Annotated in this window: 17 protein-coding genes and 3 pseudogenes; 10 read left to right on the plus strand and 10 right to left on the minus strand. The window is 66.2% G+C overall.

The window, feature by feature from the left end:
- Positions 1 to 34: 34 nt before the first annotated feature.
- The 5 genes and pseudogenes from LN139_RS06790 to LN139_RS06810 all read left to right on the plus strand — a co-directional run bounded on the left by LN139_RS06790 (position 35) and on the right by LN139_RS06810 (position 5,443).
- A complete protein-coding gene (locus LN139_RS06790; RefSeq protein ID WP_236359270.1) occupies positions 35 to 952 on the plus strand; it encodes an AAA family ATPase in 918 nt (305 codons plus the stop codon).
- Positions 949 to 1,905 carry a DUF58 domain-containing protein gene (locus LN139_RS06795; protein ID WP_236359271.1) on the plus strand — a complete coding sequence of 319 codons (957 nt, stop codon included), beginning with the start codon at positions 949 to 951 and terminating at the stop codon, positions 1,903 to 1,905. The genes LN139_RS06790 and LN139_RS06795 overlap by 4 nt, the downstream gene beginning before the upstream one ends.
- A pseudogene (locus LN139_RS06800) lies at positions 1,866 to 3,843 on the plus strand (transglutaminase TgpA family protein). The gene LN139_RS06795 and the pseudogene LN139_RS06800 overlap by 40 nt, the downstream one beginning before the upstream one ends.
- Positions 3,844 to 3,858: 15 nt before the next feature.
- On the plus strand, positions 3,859 to 4,623 hold the full coding sequence (locus LN139_RS06805) for a CHAD domain-containing protein (protein ID WP_236359272.1): 765 nt from the start codon (positions 3,859 to 3,861) through the stop codon (positions 4,621 to 4,623).
- 25 nt (positions 4,624 to 4,648) lie between these two features.
- Entirely contained in the window at positions 4,649 to 5,443 is a 795-nt protein-coding gene (locus LN139_RS06810) for an acyl-CoA thioesterase (RefSeq protein ID WP_236359273.1), read from the plus strand.
- Here LN139_RS06810 and LN139_RS06815 read toward each other — a convergent pair.
- The 3 genes from LN139_RS06815 to LN139_RS06825 all read right to left on the minus strand — a co-directional run bounded on the left by LN139_RS06815 (position 5,440) and on the right by LN139_RS06825 (position 7,838).
- Positions 5,440 to 5,625: a hypothetical protein gene (locus tag LN139_RS06815; protein WP_236359274.1), complete on the minus strand. Its 186-nt coding sequence runs from the start codon at positions 5,623 to 5,625 to the stop codon at positions 5,440 to 5,442. The genes LN139_RS06810 and LN139_RS06815 overlap by 4 nt on opposite strands.
- Positions 5,626 to 5,720: 95 nt before the next feature.
- Positions 5,721 to 6,953, minus strand: a complete 1,233-nt coding sequence (locus LN139_RS06820; RefSeq protein WP_236359275.1) for a methyl-accepting chemotaxis protein — start codon at positions 6,951 to 6,953, stop codon at positions 5,721 to 5,723.
- Positions 6,954 to 7,031: 78 nt separating this feature from the next.
- Complete coding sequence (locus tag LN139_RS06825) at positions 7,032 to 7,838, minus strand: TatD family hydrolase (protein ID WP_236359276.1); 807 nt, start codon at positions 7,836 to 7,838, stop codon at positions 7,032 to 7,034.
- 125 nt (positions 7,839 to 7,963) lie between these two features.
- Here LN139_RS06825 and LN139_RS06830 point away from each other — a divergent pair, with 125 nt between their 5' ends.
- Entirely contained in the window at positions 7,964 to 9,376 is a 1,413-nt protein-coding gene (locus LN139_RS06830; protein ID WP_236359277.1) for a transglycosylase SLT domain-containing protein, read from the plus strand.
- A 177-nt stretch (positions 9,377 to 9,553) separates the two neighbouring features.
- Positions 9,554 to 9,853 carry a class I SAM-dependent methyltransferase gene (locus LN139_RS06835; RefSeq protein ID WP_236359278.1) on the plus strand — a complete coding sequence of 100 codons (300 nt, stop codon included), beginning with the start codon at positions 9,554 to 9,556 and terminating at the stop codon, positions 9,851 to 9,853.
- Between the two features lie 12 nt (positions 9,854 to 9,865).
- Here LN139_RS06835 and LN139_RS06840 read toward each other — a convergent pair.
- From LN139_RS06840 to LN139_RS06855, 4 genes and pseudogenes are all read right to left on the minus strand, one after another.
- A pseudogene (locus LN139_RS06840) lies at positions 9,866 to 11,235 on the minus strand (MFS transporter).
- 75 nt (positions 11,236 to 11,310) lie between these two features.
- The gene (locus LN139_RS06845) at positions 11,311 to 12,453 is read right to left on the minus strand and encodes a DUF1624 domain-containing protein (RefSeq protein ID WP_236359279.1); all 1,143 of its coding nucleotides are present in this window, start codon (positions 12,451 to 12,453) and stop codon (positions 11,311 to 11,313) included.
- 161 nt (positions 12,454 to 12,614) lie between these two features.
- A complete protein-coding gene (locus LN139_RS06850; RefSeq protein WP_268944872.1) occupies positions 12,615 to 13,787 on the minus strand; it encodes a DUF1624 domain-containing protein in 1,173 nt (390 codons plus the stop codon).
- A 142-nt stretch (positions 13,788 to 13,929) separates the two neighbouring features.
- On the minus strand, positions 13,930 to 14,967 hold the full coding sequence (locus tag LN139_RS06855; RefSeq protein ID WP_236359281.1) for an NADP(H)-dependent aldo-keto reductase: 1,038 nt from the start codon (positions 14,965 to 14,967) through the stop codon (positions 13,930 to 13,932).
- A gap of 297 nt (positions 14,968 to 15,264) precedes the next feature.
- Here LN139_RS06855 and LN139_RS06860 point away from each other — a divergent pair, with 297 nt between their 5' ends.
- On the plus strand, positions 15,265 to 15,519 hold the full coding sequence (locus LN139_RS06860) for a hypothetical protein (protein WP_236359282.1): 255 nt from the start codon (positions 15,265 to 15,267) through the stop codon (positions 15,517 to 15,519).
- Between the two features lie 56 nt (positions 15,520 to 15,575).
- On the opposite strand, the gene LN139_RS06865 is transcribed toward LN139_RS06860, so the two are convergent.
- The 3 genes from LN139_RS06865 to LN139_RS06875 all read right to left on the minus strand — a co-directional run bounded on the left by LN139_RS06865 (position 15,576) and on the right by LN139_RS06875 (position 18,606).
- A complete protein-coding gene (locus LN139_RS06865) occupies positions 15,576 to 16,706 on the minus strand; it encodes a mechanosensitive ion channel family protein (RefSeq protein ID WP_236359283.1) in 1,131 nt (376 codons plus the stop codon).
- 220 nt (positions 16,707 to 16,926) lie between these two features.
- Complete coding sequence (locus tag LN139_RS06870) at positions 16,927 to 17,598, minus strand: response regulator (protein WP_236359284.1); 672 nt, start codon at positions 17,596 to 17,598, stop codon at positions 16,927 to 16,929.
- A gap of 93 nt (positions 17,599 to 17,691) precedes the next feature.
- A complete protein-coding gene (locus tag LN139_RS06875; protein ID WP_236359285.1) occupies positions 17,692 to 18,606 on the minus strand; it encodes a LysR family transcriptional regulator in 915 nt (304 codons plus the stop codon).
- Between the two features lie 117 nt (positions 18,607 to 18,723).
- Between LN139_RS06875 and LN139_RS06880 the strand changes: the two genes are divergently transcribed.
- Together LN139_RS06880 and LN139_RS06885 are read left to right on the plus strand one after the other, a co-directional pair.
- Positions 18,724 to 19,611, plus strand: coding sequence for an NAD(P)-dependent oxidoreductase (locus LN139_RS06880; protein WP_236359286.1), 888 nt, complete (start codon positions 18,724 to 18,726; stop codon positions 19,609 to 19,611).
- A gap of 1 nt (position 19,612) precedes the next feature.
- A pseudogene (locus tag LN139_RS06885) lies at positions 19,613 to 21,128 on the plus strand (aldehyde dehydrogenase family protein).
- Positions 21,129 to 21,130: the final 2 nt, after the last annotated feature.

A 21,130-nucleotide genomic window follows, 5' to 3' on the forward strand; every position in this document is an offset into this window, starting at 1 on the left:
CGCCCTGGCCGCCTGCCATCGGAGGCCCCTCGGTATGCGCCCCTCGCTGTCGGCTTGCCTCGATTCGATCAACGCCATTGTGCTCGGCAAGGACCATCAGGTCCGCCTGGCTCTGGCCTGCCTGCTCGCCGGCGGGCACCTGTTGATCGAAGACTTGCCCGGCATGGGCAAGACCACCCTCAGCCAGGCCCTGGCCCGCGTGCTGGGGCTGGATTTTCAACGCATCCAGTTCACCTCCGACCTGCTGCCCAGCGACATCCTCGGCACCTCGGTCTACGACAAGGACAGCGGCCAGTTCCAGTTCCACGAGGGGCCGATTTTCGCCGGGCTGATCCTGGCTGACGAAATCAACCGCGCCACCCCGAAGAGCCAGAGCGCCTTGCTTGAGGCGATGGAGGAGGGGCAGGTCACCATCGAGGGTGCCACGCGCCCACTGCCTTCACCGTTTTTCGTGATTGCCACGCAAAACCCAAGCCACCAGGGCGGCACCTTCGCGCTGCCCGAATCTCAGCTGGACCGCTTTCTCATGCGCCTGTCGCTGGGGTATCCGGCGCAGGCCGCTGAGCGGGCGCTGCTCACCGGCCAGGCTCGGCGCGAAATGCTCCCGCAGTTGCCGGCGCTGCTGGGCGATGGCGAGCTGCAAAGGCTGCAGGCCGAAGCCCGCCAGGTGCGGGTGAGCGAGCCGCTGGTGGACTACGTGCTGCGCCTGGTGGAAGCCACTCGCACTCAGCCGCCGTTCGCCTGGGGGCTGTCGCCGCGCGGCAGCCTGGCGTTGCTCGCCGCAGCGCGTGCCTGGGCGCTGTTGGCCGGGCGCGACTATGTGATCCCCGAAGACGTGCAGGCCGTGCTGCCGTCGGTGGCCGGGCACCGCCTGCGCGAGCGCGCCGACCCTGCCGGGCAGGGCGGCGGCGCGCTGGTGCAATGGCTGCTGCGCGAGGTGCCTGCGTTGTGAAGGCCGCGCTGGCGCTGCGCCTGCGGCGTTGGCAAGACCGCCGCGCGCCCGCCTCGGCGAGGGTGCGGCTCGACCACAAACGGGTCTACATCCTGCCCAGCCGCACCGGTTGCGCGTACGGGGCCACACTGCTGCTGATTCTGCTGGCGGCGATCAACTACCAGAACAGCCTGGCCTATGCCTTGGTCTTCGTGCTCGGCTCGCTGTTCATGGCGGCAATGCTGCACACCTTTGGCAACCTCAGCGGGCTGGAAATCACCAGTGCGACGCCGCCGCCGGTGTTCGCCGGCGAGCAGGCATTGTTCGGTGTGTTGCTGGAAAGCAGCGGCAAGGCGCACCAGGCGATCTGGGTGGGCTTCGCCGGGCAGGCGGCGCAGCGCGTGTCGGTCGCGCCAGGCCAGGCTGCGCGGCTCGAATTGCCACTGCCCAGCACCCGCCGGGGTTGGCTCGACGCGCCGCGGGTGCGCTTGCACAGCGAGTTTCCGCTGGGCCTGCTGCATTGCTGGAGCTGGGTGCGCGGCGGGCAGCGGGCGCTGGTCTATCCGCAGCCACTGCCGGGTGAGCTGCCGCGCCAGCTCGGTGCGGCCTCACCTGATGAGGCCGAGGGGCTGCTGCTGGCTGGCCCTGGCGCGGACGACTTCCAGGGGCTGAACGAATATCAGCCCGGCGATCTGTGGCGGCGGGTGCACTGGAAAGCCTGGTCGCGCGGTGGCCCGTTGCTGGTCAAAACCTTCGCCCAGGCCAGCGGTCAGGACCTGACTCTGGATTTCGACACGCTGGAGGGTGAGCTCGAGACTCGCCTGGGCCTGCTGTGCTTCTGGGTGCTGGCGCTGTGTGAACAGCAACGGCCCTTTACATTGCGCTTGCCCGGCCAGCACTGGGGCCCGGCGTGCGACGAAGCACAGCGCAGCGCCTGCCTGCGGGCGCTGGCACTGTTCGAGGTGCGGCCGTGAGTCGGGTGGGGATCCCTCGCGCCGGGCTGGCCTGGCTGCTGGCCGGCCAGGCACTGGTGCTGCTGCCGCTGTGGTTCGAGCTGCCGCCCTGGCTGTTGCTGCTGTGGTTGCTGTGCACTGGCTGGCGAGTGCAGATGTACCGCATGCGGCTGCGGCCACCAGGGCGCTGGTTGCGCGCCTTCATCACCGTGCTGGCTGCAGTGGCCGTGTACCTGAGCGGCGGTGGTGGCTTCGGCCTTGAGATCATGGCGGCACTGCTGGTGGCTGCATTCGTGCTCAAGCTGCTGGAGCTCGACGGGCCACGCGATGCCTGGGTGCTGATCCTGCTGGGGCTGTTCTGCCAGGTCGTCGCCTTCCTGTTCGACGCCAGCCTGCCGTGGGCCGTGTACAGCCTGCTGCCGCTGATGGCACTGGTGGCGGCGATGATCGGCCTGCAGGGAGGCGAGGGCGTTCGGCAGGCACCGCGCCTGGCCGGCAGCCTGCTGTTGCAGGCGGTGCCGTTGGCGCTGCTGCTGTTTTTGTGCTTTCCGCGCATCGCGCCGTTGTGGTCGCTGCCGCTCAACAGCCACCAGGCGCGCACCGGCCTGGACGACAGCGCCAGCCCCGCCGATATCGCCCAGCTGGCGCAGTCCCCGGAACTGGTGTTTCGTGCCAGCTTCGATGGCGCCCTGCCGCCGCGCCAGCAGCTGTACTGGCGCGCCTTCACCCTTGAACGTTTCGATGGCCGCCGCTGGTTGCAGGGCAATCTGGCGCGCTTCACACAGGTACAACCCTGGGCCGAGCAAGGCCCGAAGCTGAGCTATCGCATCATTCAGGAGCCTAACGACCGGCCCTGGCTGTTCACCCTCGACACTGCCCGCACCTCGCTCACCGGCGTCAGCCAGCGCCTCGATTATCGGCTGCAACGCGACCGGCCGGTGGACCAGACCCTTGGCTACGAGGTGCAGTCCTGGCCACAGGTGCGGCGTGACGCCACCCTCACCGAACCGATGCGCCGAGAAACACTGGCCTTGCCGGCCCAGGGCGACCCACGCAGCCGCGCCTGGGCCGCGGAGCTTGCGCGCCAGCACCCTGAGCCGCAGGCGTTGGTGGCGGCCCTGCTGGCGCACTTCCACGATCAGGATTACCACTACACCCTGCGCCCCGAGACGCTCGGCCAGAACAGCATCGATGAGTTCCTGTTCGACACGCGCCGTGGCTTCTGCGGCCACTACGCCGGGGCCATGACGTTCGTATTGCGCGCTGCCGGCATTCCCTCGCGCATGGTGGTCGGCTATCGAGGGCGAACTCAACCCGGCGGGCAACTACCTGAGCGTTCGCCAATACGATGCCCATGCCTGGGTCGAGTACTGGCAGGCTGGCCAGGGCTGGCGCAGCGTCGACCCCACCTTTGCCGTGGCGCCGCAGCGCGTCGAGCTGGGCCTGGCCGAAGCGCTGGCGCAGGATGAGCCCTTTCTGCAAAGCAATGCCTTGCGCTTTCGTAACCTTGCCTGGCTCAACGCGGTGCGCCTGGGCTGGGAGAACCTCAACTATGGCTGGGAGCGCTGGGTGCTCGGCTACCAGCAGGCGGAGCAGGGCGCCTTGCTCTGGCGCTGGTTCCGCGATCGGGCACCGTGGGTGCTGCCGGTGGGCGGCGGGGTGATCCTGCTGGCGCTGGCGCTGGCCGTGCTCAAACCCTGGCGGCAGCGGCCCGATCCATTGCTGGCGAGCTTTTATCGGTTCGAACGGCTGCTGGCCGCTCACAACCTGGTGCGTGAGCCCGCTGAAGGCCCGCGTGATTTCGCCCGCCGTGCCAGCGCTGCGTTACCGGCCGCGCGCCAATCGATCCAGGCGTTCATCGATCAATGGACGGCCCAGCGCTACGCTGGCCAGCCCGCTTCACCCCACTCCCTGGCCACGGCGCTCAACCTGCTGCGCCGTGAACTCAAGCACACCTGAAGAAGGAACACGAAGATGGCCTCTACGCTGGATCCGCTGATCGCCCACCTGATCGGCCTGGAGCTGCGCCTGATCGCCTGCCGCGAGCGGCTGGCCGCGCACACCGACAGCGAAGCGCTGCACGACCTGCGCACCACTGTGCGCCGCCTGCGCAGCCTGCTGCGGCCCTTGCGCGGCCTGCCCGGCATCGACCGCCTGGAGGATGCCGCCCGCGCTCTGGGCCAGCTCACCACGCCCATGCGCGACCGCGAAGTGCTGGCCGCGCACCTGCTGGAGCACGGGCACCCGGAGCTCGCCCAGCCGCGGCGACGCGCTGCTACCGAGGCGTTCAGCCAGGTCGCCCGCTGCAATCAGTTGTCTCAGTTGCTCAACCTGCTCAGCGCCATCGTGCCGCTGCTGCGCACGGCGCAGCGCAACGGCGTCATCGAGCACCTGGGCCGCAACATCGACAAGCGCCTGGCCAAACAGCACAAGCGCTTGCGCCAGGCATTGGCCGACCCCGCTCACGACCGCCACCGCCTGCGCTTGCTGATCAAGCGAGTTCGCTATGCAGCCGAGGCCTACCCCGAGCGCCAGCCGCTGCCCAAAGGCTGGGCCAAGGCGCTGAAGAAAGCCCAGGGCGCGCTGGGCGACTGGCATGACCACGTGCAATGGCTGCTGCGCGCCGAGCAAGAGCCGGAGCTGGCCCCGCTCAAGCAGCAATGGCAAGCCGCTCAGGACGAAGCCGAGGGCAGATCGGACAAGGCCCTGTCGCAATTGACCCAGCTCATGAAAAAGTAAGGCCCCACTTGCCAGGACCCCGGCCATGACCCTAGAAGCGCTTTTCGATGCTGCCCGCCGAACGCCACACACCCTCAGCGTGCCCAGTGACTGGAGCCAGGGGCGCGCGGTATACGGTGGGCTGATGGCGGCATTGCTGTATGAAGCGATGGGCGCTGATGTGCCGGATGATGCGCCGCTGCGCAGCCTGACGGTGAGCTTCGTCGGGCCCGCAGCGGTGGATGTGCCGGTCCAGTTCGAGCCCCAGGTGCTGCGGCGCGGCAAATCGGTGACCAGCCTGATGTGCATCGCCCGCCAGGGCGGTGACGTGGTGACCCTGGCGCAGGCCAGTTTCGGTGCGCCGCGTGAGTCGAGCATTGCCGTCACGGCGCGCCCCGCACCGGCTTTGCCTGCCCGTGAGCGCTGTGTGCAGATCAGCGCCCAGCCGGGCTGGCCGGCGTATCTGCAGCATCTGGATATGCGCTGGGGCTTGGGCGGCCTGCCATTCACTGGCACGCCTTCACCGGCCATCGGCGGCTGGATGCGCCTGCCGGAAACCGAAAGCGCGCTGCCGCTGGACGCTGCCCGGCTGATCCTGCTCGCCGACGCCTGGCCCCCAGCCGTGCTGCCACACCTTAAAGGCCCGGCACCGGCCAGCACGCTGAACTGGACCCTGGAATGCAGGCAGCCACTGCTTTGCGTGGGCGCTGGGCGATGGCTGCAATACGAGGCGGTGGTCGAGCATGCCGCTGACGGCTATGGCCACGCGGCTGCCGCCATCTGGACGGAGGCCGGCGAGTTGGTAGCACTCAGCCGGCAAACGGTGACGGTGTTCGGTTAGGCGTTGGGCTTGGCCATTGAAGCCACCAGGCACAGGGCGCCGATCACCATTTCCACGGGGCTGGCGCAGGCGAGGCCCGCCGCGATCAGCAAGCCGCCCACCACCAGCATGGGCACGGCCAGCGGGGAGCGAGCGGTGGTTTCAGGGAAATGGCCAACGGAGGTCACGAGGCGGCGGATCATGGGGCTACTCCTGCAAACGGTGGTTTGCGAAATGTTTCTTGATTCCAGAGTAGCCCTGCCCGGGGTGAGGCGATAATCAAGCTTGCCTATGGGCGCTATAGGCGCAACTGGCCAATCGCCCTGCTCAAGCCTGTGGCCAAAACCGCCAGCTCATCGCTCGTGGCAGCCGAGTCGGTGGTCTGGCGCACGGTGTGCTCGGTCACTTCCCGAATGCTCACCACCGAACGGCTCATGTCCTCGGCCACCTGACTCTGCTGCTCGGCGGCCACGGCGATCTGGGTATTGCTCTCGCGCATCTGCCGCACGGCATCGGTGATTTCCTTGAGCGAGCCGGCCGCTTCCGCTGCCTGCTCCACACACGCATCGGCCTTGATCGAGCTGTCACGCATGAAGTCCACCGCATCGCGGGTGCCGGCCTGCAGCGCGTTGATCATGGTGGTGATCTCGTCGGTGCTGGCCTGCACCCGCTTGGCCAGGTTGCGCACTTCATCGGCTACCACTGCGAAACCGCGGCCCATGTCGCCTGCGCGGGCGGCTTCGATGGCTGCGTTGAGCGCCAGCAGGTTGGTCTGCTCGGCGATGCTGTGGATCACGTTGACCATGCCGGTGATCTTTTCGCTGTCCTGGGCCAGGCGCTGGATCATCTCAGCGGTCTGCTGCACACCGCCGCTGAGGCCGGTGATCGACTCGCTGACGCGGCGCATGGCCTGCTGGCCATTGCCGGTGAGGTGGTCAGCCTGCTCGGAGAGGGTGCGGGTGGCCCTGGCGTGCTCGGCAATGTGATGCACGGTGGCGGTCATTTCGGTGATGGCCGTGGCGGCCTGGTCGGTTTCGCTCTGCTGGCCGACCATGCCCTGGCGGACCTTGGCCATGCGTTCGGCCAGGTGAGCCGCGCCGCTGTCCAACTGCCCGGCGCTCTGGGCGACGGTGCCGACCACCCGGCCGTAACCGGCCTGCAACGCGTTGAAGGCGTTGCCCATCTGGCCGACTTCGTCCTCGCCGTACACCTTGGCGCGCGCGCTCAGGTCGCCGCTGCGCTCCACATGCACCATCACGTCGCGCAATTCATTGAGCTGGCTCAGGATAAAGCGGATGAGCAATTGCGAGGCCGTGAGCAGCACGAGCATCAGCACCAGCACCGCCATGGCGTATTGGCCCAGGTGGCTGAAGAACACGTCGGAGTAACTGGGCGCCGGTTGAACCACCCTGGCCAGCGACTGTTGTTCCAAAGCCACGGCGTAGAGCACCAGCACGCCGGTGGTGAAGAAGGCCACTGCGTTGACAGCCCAGAACTTGTATTTCAGCGAGAGATTACGGAGCCAATGCATGAGGCGTCCTCTGACAGGCGTTGAGTGGCGCGGGGCCAGTATTGTCACGTGCCAAGATGACGCTTTTGTTGACGCAGATCAATCCAGATCAGGGAGGTTGAAGAAGGTTCGAGCGCAAGCGGTGGTGTGTGCCGCCAGTTCGGCTTCGCTTTCGCCTCGGTGGCGCGCAACTTCGCGCAGCACTTCCGGCAAGTAGGCCGGCTCGTTACGGCCATTTTTTGGCTTGGGCCGCAGCGTGCGCGGCAGCAACCAGGGCGCGTCGGTCTCCAGCATCAGCCGGCCGCGCGGGATGCTTGCCACCAGCGGGTGCAGGTGGCTGCCGCGGCGCTCATCGCAGATCCAGCCGGTGATGCCGATGTGCAGGTCCAGGTCGAGGTAGGCGAACAGCGCCTGGCGATCGCCGGTGAAGCAGTGCACCACCGCAGCGGGCAAGTGATCACGGTAGGCCTTGAGGATGGCCAGCAAGCGAGGGTGGGCGTCGCGCTCGTGCACGAACACCGGCAGTTGCTTGTGCGCCGCCAGGGCCAGCTGGGCCTCGAAGGCCGCTTCCTGGGCCGGGCGTGGGGAAAAGTCGCGGTTGAAATCCAGCCCGCATTCACCGACTGCAACCACCTGCCGTTCGTCGAGCAGTGCTGCCAGTGGTCGCTCGCTTGCCGGGCTCCAGTGGCTGGCGTCGTGGGGGTGGACGCCTGCGGTGCAGAACAGCCGCTGGCCATCGGGGTCGAGCTGGCGGGCCAGTTCCAGCGCCGCTTCGCTGCCGGCAAGGCTGGTGCCGGTGAGGACCATCTGCACCACATTCGCGGCCTCAGCGCGCTCGAGCAGGGCGCGGTGCTGGCCGTCGAACTGGGAGGCGGTCAGGTTGACGCCGATGTCGATCAATTGCATGGTGGCTACCTTCAAGCAAGGCGCAACAGCATACCAGAGCCGGATAAAACCAAGAAAAGCCAAGAACTTCAGTGACTTGGCGCAGTCCGAGGGCAACGCCCGCGGAGGGTGGACGGGGGATTGCGATGAGACGTTCGTTATTGCTGCTGGCCACGAGCCTGCTGTTGCCGGCGTGTGCCCTGGCCAAGGGCCATGGGCCACAGGCCGTGCCTCACACCGCTGCGGTACGTGACCTGCCGGAGATCCGCAGCACCCATGTGCTGCGCGTGCTGGTCAATCAGAGCCGCAACAGCTCGGGCAGCGTGGCCGGGCAGGTGGTCGGGATCGAAGACCAGCGCCTCAATGCCTTCGAGCGCTACCTCGCCGGCAGCTCCAGTGGCCGGCAAAAGGTCACCTTCAAGCTGATTCCCAAGGCCAAGGAGCAACTGCTGGCATCACTGGCGCGCGGCGAGGGCGACCTGGTAGCCCCAGGCGAAGCGATGGACCTGGCCAATGCCCAGGGTGTCACCGGCAGCCAGCCCACCGTTGCCGCCTCTTCGCTGGTGCTGGTCGGCCCTAAAGGCGGCCGGCGCTACGCACAACTCGATCAGCTCTCCGGTAAAACCCTGGTGCTGCCCAGCGGCAGCGCCGCCGGCGAGCCTTTGGCGGCGCTCAATGCCCGCCTGCAAGCGCGCAAGCGAGCGCCTGTGAAGGTGGAATGGGCCGACCCGAGCCTGGCCGTGGAAGATGTGCTGGAGATGGTCGAGGCCAAGGTGTATCCGCTCACCCTGGTCGAGCAGCCGATCGCCAACCGCTGGGCGCGGGTGATGCCGGGCCTGGCGCCGCAGCACCAGGTGACGTTGGCCGCGCCGGCGGGCATGCGCTGGTACACCCGTGCCCAGGCGCCGCAGCTGCGCGAACAGGTCGATGCATTTCTAAAGGGCTACAAGGCACCCACCCAGCAAGACCAGGCTCTGGCAAAGGCCTACTCGCCGCTGTACAAGATCCACAATCCGCTCGCCCGCAGCGACCGCCAGCGCCTGGAGGCGCTGCGCCCGTTGCTGCAACGCCATGCCGCGCAGGCTGGCCTGGACTGGCTCGACCTCGCAGCGCTGGCATTCAAGGAGTCGGCCTTCGACCCTTCGGCGCGCGGCGGCAGCGGCGCTACCGGTTTGCTGCAGATCACCCCGCAGGCCGCGCAACGCGTTGGCGTTGCGGGCATCGGTGAGGTGGACAACAACGTCAAGGCGGGTGCGCGTTACCTGTCGATGATCCGCAAGCGCTTCTTTGCCAGCCGGCAATTGGCCGAGCGCGAGCGCATGGCCTTTACCCTGGCGGCCTGGAACCTGGGCCCCGAACGGGTGCAGGCACTGCGCGCCGAAGCGCGGCGGCGTGGGCTGAACCCCAACCAGTGGTTCTTCCAGGTCGAGCGCGTGGCCCAGGAGCAGGTTGGCATGGCGCCGGTGAGCTTCGTCAATGCCGTGAACAAGTATTACCTGGCCTATGCGCGCGAGCGCGACAGCCTGGAGCCGCGCGATCGCGGCGTGGCCAGCCGTTGAGGCCTGCCTTGACAATCCCCGGCAGCGTTTCATAGGATCGCTGCCACTTGCGCCGATTTAGACAGCTACTTGCGGGGCGCAGCCAGGCCACACGGCCAGGCGAAATACCGCTAAAACGCTGGCTCGGTGATGCCTCCCACCCCGCCCGGCGAAGTTTGCGAGGCGGAGATTGCCCCCATGAATTGCCCACGCCCCATCGTTTGCCTGGCGCCTTTGCCAGCGGCACGCCATGCGCCCCGTATTCTGCTTTGCGGCCAGCACCAGCCGACACTGCTGCGCTGCCTGGACGGCTGGCCCCGGCGCAACGGCAAGGCCACGGCGCTGGCGATCCGCTTCGTCGAGCGCGGGCATGATCTTTCAGGCATTGCAGACGATCACTTCGACCTGGCGGTCGTGGAGTCGCCCAGCGCCGCCCAGGCGCAAGCGGTGATCGGCCATCTGGTTCGCATCGCCCGCCAGGGGCTGGTCAGGCTCTGAACTGCACGGGGTTCAGCTTGGCGCACCCCGGCCCAACGGCGCCAGCCGCATGAAACTGGCGAGCGCCCCCACCAGCGCGAAACCGCAGCCCAGCCACAGGGCGATGTAGGCCCCTTCGGCGCTGTTCAAGTGAAAGCACAGCGCAACCAACGCCGCCCCCAGGGTCTGCCCCAACAACCGTGACGTGGCGACCACGCCGCTGGCCCCGCCGCTGCGGTGCGCCGGTGCGCTGGTCATCAACGCCTTGAGATTGGGCGACTGGAAAAAACCGAACCCCGCACCGCACAGCGCCATGCGCCAGCCGATGTCCCACTCCGCAGCGCTAGGGCCGAGCAAGGCCAACGCAAGCATGCCGGCGCTCAGCATCAGCAGGCCGATGCCACAGAGGGCGCCCGGCGGGTAGCGATCCGACAGGCGCCCGGCCACCAGCGCCATCAACGCCACCACCGCTGGCCACGGCGTGATCAGGTAGCCGGTCGCGACCTGGCTGTGGCCCAGTTGATGCTGCAGCAAAAGGGCAGGGCCACGAATGCCAGGCCCTGAGTGCTGAAGGAGCACACCGCCGTCAGCGACGACAAGGCGAACAGTGGCCGGCGGTAGAGGTCTTGCGCCAGGATCGGCGCAGGGTGCTTGGCCTGGCGGCGCAGCAAGGTGATGCCGCATACCAGCGCGAGCGCCAGCTCTGCCAGGGCCCATGGGCCGCCGCTGCCTTGGGCGCTGCTGGTCAGTGCCAGCGTGAGGCTGGCGAACAGCCCGGCGCAGAGTATCGCTGCGGTGCGGTCGTAAGGATGGGGTGAGGGCTCGGTGCGCGGCAGGCTGCGCAGTGCCATGGTCGCCGCTGCCAGGCCCAGCGGCACGTTGATCAGGAACAACCAGTGCCACGAGGCCACGCTCAGAATCGCCGATGCCACCGTCGGGCCGAGGGTGAACGACAAGCCCACTACCAGCGAGTTGATGCCCATGCCCTTGCCGAGCATTTTCGAGGGGTAGATGAAGCGCAGCAGCGCCGCGTTCACGCTCATCAGCGCCGCCGCACCCAGGCCCTGGAACACTCGCGCGATGGCCAGTGACGGCAGCGACCAGGCCAGCCCGCACACCAGCGAGGCCGTCACGAACACCGCCAGCCCGCCCAGGTAAACCCTGCGATGCCCCAGCACCTCGCCCAGTGAGGCGAACGGCAGCAGTGTCGCCAGCATCACCAGTTGATAGGCGTTGACCACCCAGATCACCGCCGCCGAGTCGGTGCCCAGCGAGTGCGCCAGAGTGGGCAGGGCGGTGTTGACGATCGCGGTGTCCAGGGTGGCCATGCCGACGGCCAGGCACACGGCGATCACGGCGGGGATCAAGCGTTCACGGGGCAAACCATCGACAGGCGCGGGCATGGGCGCTCCTTGGCGGGCAAAGGCCACAGCGTAGAGCTTTGCGCGGCAGGCTCCAAGCGTTGCCGCGCGGCAGCCTCAGAAATAGCGCAACCATGGCAGGTCCTTGCGCCGAGCCTTGAGCCGGGCGAAGGCGCGGGTAGGCCAGTAGAGTGCAAGCGCCAGCAGGGCCGACGCCAGCCACACTTGCCACAGATGCCCCAGGGCGAAAATGTCCTCGCGGTTGTAGCCCCACAGCGCCACGCACAACAGGTAGAGCGCGCGCAGCGCGAGCAGGTGCGCAAGGTAGAAGAACATTGGCGCGCCGCCCAAGGTTGCCAGCGTGCGGCTCAAGGCACTGCTGTCGAAACGCTCCAGGAGCGCGAGCAACACCAGGCCCACGCCCAGCATTAGGGTGATGAAGGCCAATGAAGGCGGATATTTGGTCAGGTTGAAAAAACTCATCAGGCTCAGCCCCATATGCTCGCTCGGTAGCCAGCGCACTTCACCGTAGCCGGTGAACAGCCGCAGCAGTGTGAATAACGCGATGGCCACCGCTGCGGTGCCGAGCAGGCGAGGGCGGCGGCTGGCTGCATTCTGGTCGATGCCATACCAGGGGCCGGCGGCGTAGCCCAGGGCGATCACACCGATCCATGGCATCACCGGGTAGGTGACTTTCAGGTCCGGCAGCCCCGCAGGTGATAGCCAGCCAGGGTCATGCAGCAAGGTCCACAGGCCATGCAGTGGCGCCTCTTCCGGCAGGTGCACGCCGTCGAGCAGGTTATGCCCGGCCACCAGCAGCACCGCCAGCGCCACCAGCGCAGCGCGTGGCAGCCACAGCAAACCGGCCAGTGCCAGCATGCACACGCCGATCGCCCAGATCACTTGCAGAAAGATTTCGTCCGGCGGCAGGGCGAAGGTCCAGGCGAAGTTCACCAGGGTCAGTTCGAGCACGATCAAAAACAGCCCACGCTTGAGCAGAAAGATCGACAGCGCGCTTCGGTGCGCCTGCCGTTGGCCGAACAGCCACGCGGCAAGGCCGGTGAGGAACACGAACACCGGCGCACACAGGTGCGTCAGCAGGCGGCTGAAGAACAGGCCGGGCGGCAGGGCGCTCAGGTCCATCGGGTCGTCGACGCTGTATTGCAGGAAGAAGGTATCGCGCAGGTGGTCGAACAGCATCAGCAGCATGACCAGGCCGCGGAGGGCGTCGATAGCGCGCAGGCGGTGAGGCGAAGGCATAAAGGATCCATGTCGGTAGGTATGCCTTGCAAACCGGTCGGGCGGTGCGAAATTTATCCCGTGGGCCGGGCTGTCATTGCCTCGCAGTGCTGCAGGCCCTGCGAGGCCGGGCTTTGCGGGAATTGAATCAATAATGAAACATTCATGAGTGAGAAGGGTTCTCAAAAATACTTGAGCCAGGTGATATCGCGACGCCGTGCCTTGAGCTCGGCGAAGGCCTGTACTGGCCGATACAGCACCACCGCCAGCACCAGTGTGGCGAGCCACAGCATCCACACCTGGCTGAAGCCGAACCAGCTGCCCTGGTTGCTGCCCCACAGCGCGTAGCACCCCAGGTACAGCAGTTTGAGCACGTACAGGTGCAACAGGTAGAAGAACATCGGCGCCGCGCCGAAGGTTGCCAGCCACCGGCAGCCGCGCGAGCCCTGCCAGCGCTCCAGAGCAACCAGCAGGCACAGGCCCATGCCCAGGGTCAGCGCTACGAAGGCCAGTGACGGCGGATATTTGGTGACGTTGAACAGGCTCATTACGGTGTGGGTGAAGTCGGCCCCGGCCTGCCAGGGCTTTTCACCGTAGCCGTTGATTGCGCGCAGCCCGGCGAACAGCGCCAGGGCGCCCAGGCCCGCCACCAGCAGGCGCGGGCGGCGTTGTGCGGCACTCGCTCCGCTGCCGAACCACGGCCCGGCGGCGTAGCCCAAGGCGATTACGCCGACCCACGGCAGCAACGGGTAGGACGTGCGCAAACGCAGATCGCCGGCCACCTCGATCCAACCGCGATCATGCAGCACTGCCCACGGCACATAGGCGAAGTGGCCAGGCGCAAAATGCACACCGTCGAGCAGGTTATGCCCGCCGATCAACACCACTCCAAGCATCACCAGCAGCGGGCGCGGCAGCCACAGCAGCGCAGCCAGCGCCAGCATGCAAAGGCCGATCGCCCAGATCACCTGCAGGTAGATCACCTGCGGCGGGAGGCTGAAGGTCCAGGCGAAGTTCACCAGCGTCAGTTCCAGCAGAATCAGCACCAGCCCGCGCTTGAGCAGGAAGCGGCTGGCTGCGCCGGGCTCCGGGTGCTTCTCGGCGTAGAGCCACGCCGAAAGGCCGGTGAGGAATACGAAGACCGGTGCGCACAGGTGCGCCAGGGTGCGGCTCAGGAACAGCGCAGGTTCAGTGGTAGCGACGTCCATCGGGTCGCCGACCTGGCGGTGCAGAAAGAAGGTTTCGCGAACGTGGTCGAGCAGCATGAGCACGATGACCAGGCCGCGCAGGGCGTCGATGGCCAGAAGGCGGGAATTGGTGGAGAGGCATAGGGCAGGGGTCTGAGCAGATGAGATGTAATACTATTACATAAACATTTGTTCAGGTTCCACTGCCCCGCCATTGGTCGAAGCTTCTAGCTTCTAGCTTCTAGCGTCTAGCGTCTAGCGTCTAGCGTCTAGCTTCTAGCTTCTAGCTTCTAGCTTCTAGCTTGCAGCTTCAAGGCGCCGGGTTGGGCTGGCGCTGGTGAATGGCCTCGATCCCTTCGAGCACCTCTGCCGACAGCACCAGTTGAGCACTTTCCAGGTTGCTCGCCAGCTGTTCGAGCGAAGTAGCGCCAATGATATTGCTGGTCACGAACGGCTGCTGAGTCACGAACGCCAATGCCATCTGCGCAGCATCCAGCCCATGTTCACGGGCCAGTTTCACATAGGCCTCGGTCGCCGCCAGCGCTTGCGGGTTGTTGTAGCGCTGGAAGCGTTCGAACAAGGTCAGGCGCGCTTTGGCCGGGCGTGCGCCGTTCAGGTACTTGCCCGCCAGCACGCCGAAAGCCAGAGGCGAGTAGGCCAGCAAGCCGATCTGCTCGCGCAGGGCGATCTCGGCCAGGCCCACCTCGAAGGTGCGGTTGAGCAGGTTGTAGGGGTTCTGGATCGACACCGCTCTCGGCCAGCCACGGCTCTCGGCCAGTTGCGCAAAACGCATCGTGCCCCATGGCGTTTCATTGGACAGCCCGATGTGGCGTACCTTGCCGGCCTTGACCAGCTCGTCGAGCACTTCCAGGGTTTCCTCGATGGGCGTCGATTGATTGTCCGGGTCATGGGTATAGCCCAGTTCGCCGAAGCAATTGGTCTTGCGGTCCGGCCAGTGCAGTTGATAGAGGTCCAGGTAATCGGTGTTCAGGCGCTTGAGGCTGGCCTCCAGCGCCTGGGTGATGTTCTTGCGGTCCAGTTGCAGATTGCCGTCGCGGATGTGGTCCATGCGGCCGGGGCCGACCACCTTGCTGGCCAGCACCCAGTCGGCACGGTCGCCGTACGTCCTGAAGTAATTGCCGATGATGCGTTCGGTGGTGGCATAGGTTTCTGCGCCCGGTGGCACCGGGTACATCTCGGCGGTGTCGAGCACATTGACCTTGGCATCCTTGGCCAGGCGGATCTGCTCGAAGGCCTCGGCCTCGGTATTCTGTTCGCCCCAGGTCATGGTGCCGAGGGTGATGGCGCTGACGTTCAGGCCAGTGCGGCCCAGTTCGCGGTATTCCATTGGATATCCTTGTGGCTGTCGGCGCGGGCGCAGGCCCGGCCTGTACGTGGAGGATGAAGGGATCGAAGGGTAGCGCGAGGCGCCCTTTTGTCGGAAATATTTAGCAAACTAATTATTTCGAGCCCATGGCCTGGGTTATCATACAACCGCCATGGGCAAGGCTCCCCTCCGTGCCCGGCATTCGTGATCGTACCGGCTTGAGTTCGAGAAGCCGGCCGGGCACCGAGCTTTGTTCGATGGTCGATCGGCGCAATCGCGCTGCACTGTCCATTTCCGATAGAGGTTCAAAGAGTTGCCATGGGGCGCCAAGTACTGATGTACCTGTCTCACGCTGTTAAACGCATCGTTGAAGGTTTGACCCCGCAGGCGCGGGATGACGCACACGAAACGCAGGGCATTTCGCTCGCTTCGGTGCTGATGATCGTAGGTCTGTCGATCTACATCGCAGGTGGCCTGGGCTATTACGCCAAAGCTCACCTCTGGGACACACTCAACGAGCAACAAAAGGCAATCGTCGTTCAGGCCATGATGACCAACGACCAGATGCTCTGACGCAACACCCCTGCTGCACATCCGCTCAGAAGAAGCGGCATTTCCAAGAACAAGATTCATACCGGTGGCTGGCGCTCTACATCCTGGGGTTTCACGGGTTCGTGAACATCCGGGCGGTCGGTGCGTGTCGAGATTTCGGCGCGCAACAGCGGCAGGCACTGCGGATATTCCCGGTTGATCCAGGTGATCAGGCGCTCGCGCATGTGGCAGCGGGCATCCCAGTTCCTGGACGAATCGGCCGAGCTGAGCAGAATGCGCACCTGCATCGATTTTTCGCCGGTGTCGGTGACCTGCAGCACGCTCACTCGGCCGTCCCACAGGTGGGGAATCTCGTCGCACACGCGCTTGACCTCCTCGCGCAGCGCCTCCAGGGGCAGGGAATAGTCGACCCAGAGAAACACCGAGCCGATCAGCATCGACGCGCTTCGCGTCCAGTTCTGGAACGGCTTCTCGATGAAGTAGGTCAGCGGCACCACCAGGCGCCGCTCGTCCCAGATCTTGACCACCACGTAGCTTCCGGTGATTTCCTCGATCCGCCCCCATTCGCCCTCGACGATCACCACGTCGTCGAGGCGGATGGGCTGCGAGATCGCGATCTGCAGGCCTGCGATCAGATTGCCCAGCACCGGCTTGGCCGCAAACCCTGCCGCCAGCCCGGCCAGGCCCGCCGAGGCCAGCAGGCTGGTGCCGATCTGCTTGACCGCCGGAAAGCTCATCAGCATCAGCCCGGTGCCGAACAGGATCACCACCACGTTCAGGCAACGCACCAGCACGCGTACCTGGGTCTGGATGCGCCGCGCAGCCAGGTTGTCTTCCACCTCGAGCGGGTTGCGCAGCGCCACGGTTTCCGCCACCGCGCGCACGCAGCGCAGCGCCAGCCAGATGAACGCCGCGACAACCAGCAAGCCGTTGGTGTGCCGTACGCTCTTGATCAGGTAGAGGTCATCGGGCGCTCCGGTCCAGACCGACTGCAACGCCAGCAACGGCAACAACCAGAGGCTGGGTTTTTCGGAATGCTTGATCAGCTGCTGCGCCAGCAAGAAGCTGTTGGCCAACCGCCGCAGCACGATCAACCCCACCCACCGCACCACCAACACCACCAGCACCGCGATCGCTGCCGCGATCAACGTGCTCAGCCAGGGCAACGGCACCGCATCGAGCCAGCGCTCCGGAATCAGCTCATTCATGGGCCACCACACGAAGCTCAAGGGTCAGTGATTAACGACCCTCTTGGGTAGCTACAAGTTTCAAGCGGCAAGCGGCAAGCTAGACCGCAGCGAGGCTGCTTGAGGCTACAGGCTCAAAGCTTTCAGCTGCTGAGGACAGCCGTAAGTTTCAAGCGGCAAGTAGCGATCTGAACGGCCCCGCGAGCTAGCTTGCAGCTACAAGCTTGAAGCTTGCAGCTGCTTACGAAGGAAGCCAGGTGGCGAAGTCGACTTCGCGGGCGCTGAGGATGGCCTGCACGCGGTTGTGCACGCCCAGTTTGCGCAGGATCGCCGAGACGTGCGCCTTGACCGTGGTTTCAGCAATGGCCAGGTGGTAGGCGATCATCTTGTTCGATTCGCCGCGCGCCATGCGCTCGAGCACCTGCAGCTGCTTGCGGGTGAGGGCACGCAGCAGCTCGGCGGGCACGCCATTGGTGCTGGCGCCAGCGGGCTGGCCAGCAGAGGCGCTGGCGCCGCTGCGGATGATTTCAGGCGGCAGGTAGACGTTGCCGTCCAGCACCTGGCCAAGCGCTGCGGTGATCTGCTGGCGCGGTGCCGACTTGCTGATGAACCCCACCGCGCCGCAGGTGATGGCTTGCAGCACCACGTGTTTGTCCTGCTCGGCCGAGACGATGACCACCGGCACGGTGGGTGCTTCATTGCGCAGGTTCACCAGCCCGCCGAGCCCGTGCATGCCGGGCATGTTCAGGTCGAGCAGGATCAGGTCGAGGGTTTCATCGGCGCGGGCACGGGCGAGGGTTTCGGGCAGGTCGCAGGTCTGGCTCACCTGGCAGTGTTCGAAGCTCGAGGCCAGCACGCTGTGAATGGCATCACGAAACAGCGGATGGTCGTCGGCGATCAGGATGTTGTACACGGTGGGTCACCTTCATTGTTCTTGGCGGACGCGCGCCCATGATAGGCCGCCTGCCACCTTCGGCGCGGAAAACTCGTACCAAAGTAGGAAAGTTCAGCGCGCACTGCCGCCAAAAGCGCCCACCTCCTGCGCCAGCATGCCGAGCAAGCGGCTGGCGCCCACGCTCAATTGCCGGCCCAGGCGGGTGATCAACTGCGCCTCGGGCCGGGCGAACACCTCATGCAGCAAGGGCAGCGCCACCAGGCTGCCCTCCGCCAGCTCCTGTTCGGCGACGAACGCCGGCAACAACGTAACGCCACCTTCGACGGCATAGCGCTTGAGCATCGCCAGGGTGTTGCAGGTGAGGGTAGGGGTCAGCACCACGCCCAGCTGATGTTCGGCGTGGGTGAGGATCTGCCGAATGCCGTAGGCCGCACCGGGCAGCGCCAGGCTGTGGCGGTCCAGGCCTTGCAGGCTGATAGCGCCGGGTTCGCGTGCCAGGGGGTGGCCAGGGGCGACGATCACCCGCACCGGCTGAGCATGGAGCACATGAGCGCGGATCTTCGGATCGTTGGCCGGGTTGAACACCAGGCCCAGGTGGGCTTCGTCTTCCACCACCTGGCGGATCACCTCGTTGCTGCCGGCGATGTTCACCCTCAGCTCGATGCGCGGGTAGCGCTCGGAAAACCGCGCCAGGGTGCCGGCCAATGCATCCATGAAGCCTTCACCCGAAGCCAGCACCAACGTACCGCTCTGCAAGCCGCGCAAGGCTTGCAGTGAGTCCAGCAGCACCTCCTGCTGGGCCATGCGCTGGCGGTAGTAATCCAGCACGCGCTCGCCTGCTTCGGTCGGCTTCACGCCGCGGCGGTGGCGCTCCAGCAGCGCGGCGCTCAGCTCATGTTCGAGCTGGGCGATGTGCCGGCTCACGGCAGAAGGGGCGACGTCCAGCGCGTCCGCGGCAGCACGTACGCTGCCCAGCCGCACGGCTTCGAAGAAGTAGTGGATGTGGCGGTCCTGAACCAAGCTCATGTCGCACCTGTGTTGCGATTAGCGCAACGAAATTCGAATGTCCTGATTATTGCTGTCATATCTCAGCGATGTCCATACTCGGCCCCAGCATTCCAAAGCACTCGAGGCGGGCGGTTCATGGCGATCACGGTAGGCATCATCGGGCTGGGCAACATGGGCGGCGGCATGGCCGCGACGCTGGCGAGCAAGGGTTTCGACGTACGCGGCTTCGACCCCGCGCCGGCCGCTCGAGACGCCGCTGCGCGCAAGGGTGTGAAGGCCAGCGCCGAACGCGCCGAGGTGATCGCTGCCGCGCAGGTATTGATCCTCTCGCTGCCCAAGGCCGAGCACGTGCAGGCCGTGTGCCTGGGCGAGCAGGGCGTGCTTGCCCTTGGCCAGCCAGGCCTTGTGGTGGTCGACACCACCACCTCGACCGCCGCGATGAGCCGCGAAGTGGCCCAGGCCCTGGCCGCACGTGGCATCGGTTTTCTTGATGCGCCGGTGTCCGGCGGGCCCAAGGGCGCGGCCAGCGGCACCATGAGCATGGTCATCGGCGGCGCTGCCGAGCACCTGGCCGCGGCGCAACCTGTGCTCGAAGCCATGAGCGGCGCCCGTGTGCATGTGGGCGATACCGGCGCCGGCAACGTCGCCAAGATCGCCAACAACCTGCTGGCCGCTGCACACCTGATCACCACCGCCGAGGCCTTGAGCCTGGCCGCCAGGGCAGGAGTGCCCCCTGAGCGGTTGCTCGAAGGTATCAACGCAGGTTCAGGCCGCAGCGCCGCCAGCCAGGTGATGTTCCCCACCTGGGTGCTCAATGGTGCCTATGACTCCGGCTTCAGCATGGCGCTGATGCGCAAGGACGTGGGCCTGGCCCAGGCCCTTGCCGAAGAACTGGGCGCTGAGCTGCCGCTGGCGCGCCTGGTCGGCCAGCTGTGGCAGGCCAGTGCCGAAACCCTGCCCGATGGCAATGACTTCTGCTGCATCGCCCAACGCACCGATGCCGCCCTGTTCGGAGATAAATGACATGAGCTGGAACACCCTTAACGAACTGATGCAGCCCTTCTGGGGCGCGCGCACGCAAGTGGCCAGCCTGATCGGCGGTGAGTGGGTCGAAGGCGATGGCGAGCCGGTGCAGGTGCGCAACGCCCACGACGGCAGCCTGCTGATGCAGTACGCCGATGCCAGCCCCACGCAGGTTGGCCGCATCGACGCTGCCGCACGAGCTGCGCAGGCGCAGTGGTGGGCGCTGACCGGCCAGGCTCGCGGCCGGATCATGTACCAGGTCGGTGCGCTCTTGCGTGAACACGCCGCCACACTGGCCCGCATCGAAGCGATCAGCGCCAACAAGCCGATCCGCGATGCACGCGTGGAGGTGGCCAAGGTCGCCGAGATGTTCGAGTACTACGCCGGTTGGGCCGACAAGCTCCATGGCGAGGTGATCCCGGTGCCGACGACGCACCTGAACTACGTCACCTACGAGCCCTTGGGCACGGTGCTGCAGATCACCCCGTGGAACGCGCCGATCTTCACCGGCGGCTGGCAGGTGGCGCCGGCTATCGCCGCCGGCAATGCGGTGATCCTCAAGCCTTCCGAGCTCACCCCTGACTTCTCTGGTGATCGGCGTGCTGGTCGAGCGGGCCGGTGCGCCCAAGGGGCTGGTCAACGTGATTGCAGGTTTTGGCCACAGCATCGGCCAGGCGCTGATCGCCCAGGCCGACATCCGCAAGGTGGTGTTCGTCGGCTCGCCCGCCACCGGCAGGCAGATCGCCACCGCCGCGGCCCAGCGTTGCATTCCGGCGGTGCTGGAGCTGGGCGGCAAGTCCGCCAACATCGTGTTCGAGGACGCTGATCTGGAGGTGGCCTTGCGTGGCGCCCAGGCAGCGATTTTCTCCGGCGCCGGGCAAAGCTGCGTATCCGGCTCGCGGCTGCTGGTGCAGGCCTCGATCTTCGAGCGCTTTACTCGCGCCCTGGCCGAGGCCGCGCAGCAGTTCAGCGTCGGTGACCCGTTGAGCGAGCACACTCAGATCGGCCCGATCAACAACCCCAAACAGTTTGCCCATGTCAAAGGCATGGTCGAGGCCGCGCTGCAGGGCGGTGCTCGGCTGGTGGGTGAGGGCGCCGTGCCGGTGCCGGAGGGCAGCGGCTACTACGTCAACCCCACGGTGCTGGCCGGTGACAACGCCATGGCCTGCGCCCAGGACGAAATCTTTGGCCCGGTGGTGGTGGCGATTCCTTTCGAAACCGAGGCCGATGCCGTGCGCATCGCCAACGACAGCCGCTTTGGCCTGGCCGGCGCGGTATGGACGCGCGACGTCGGCCGCGCGCACCGCGTGGCGCGCCAGGTGAAGGCTGGCACGTTCTGGGTCAACGGCTACAAGACCATCCACGTCAGCTCCCCCTTCGGAGGCTACGGCGAGAGCGGCTACGGCCGTTCCTCAGGCCTTGACGCGCTGCGTGAATACAGTGAGGTCAAAAGCGTCTGGGTCGAAACCGCCGCCACCCCCGCCGCCAGCTTCGGCTACGGCGCCAGCCTGGAGTGAAC

Source organism: Pseudomonas sp. KNUC1026 (assembly GCF_021650705.1).
GTDB lineage: Bacteria > Pseudomonadota > Gammaproteobacteria > Pseudomonadales > Pseudomonadaceae > Aquipseudomonas.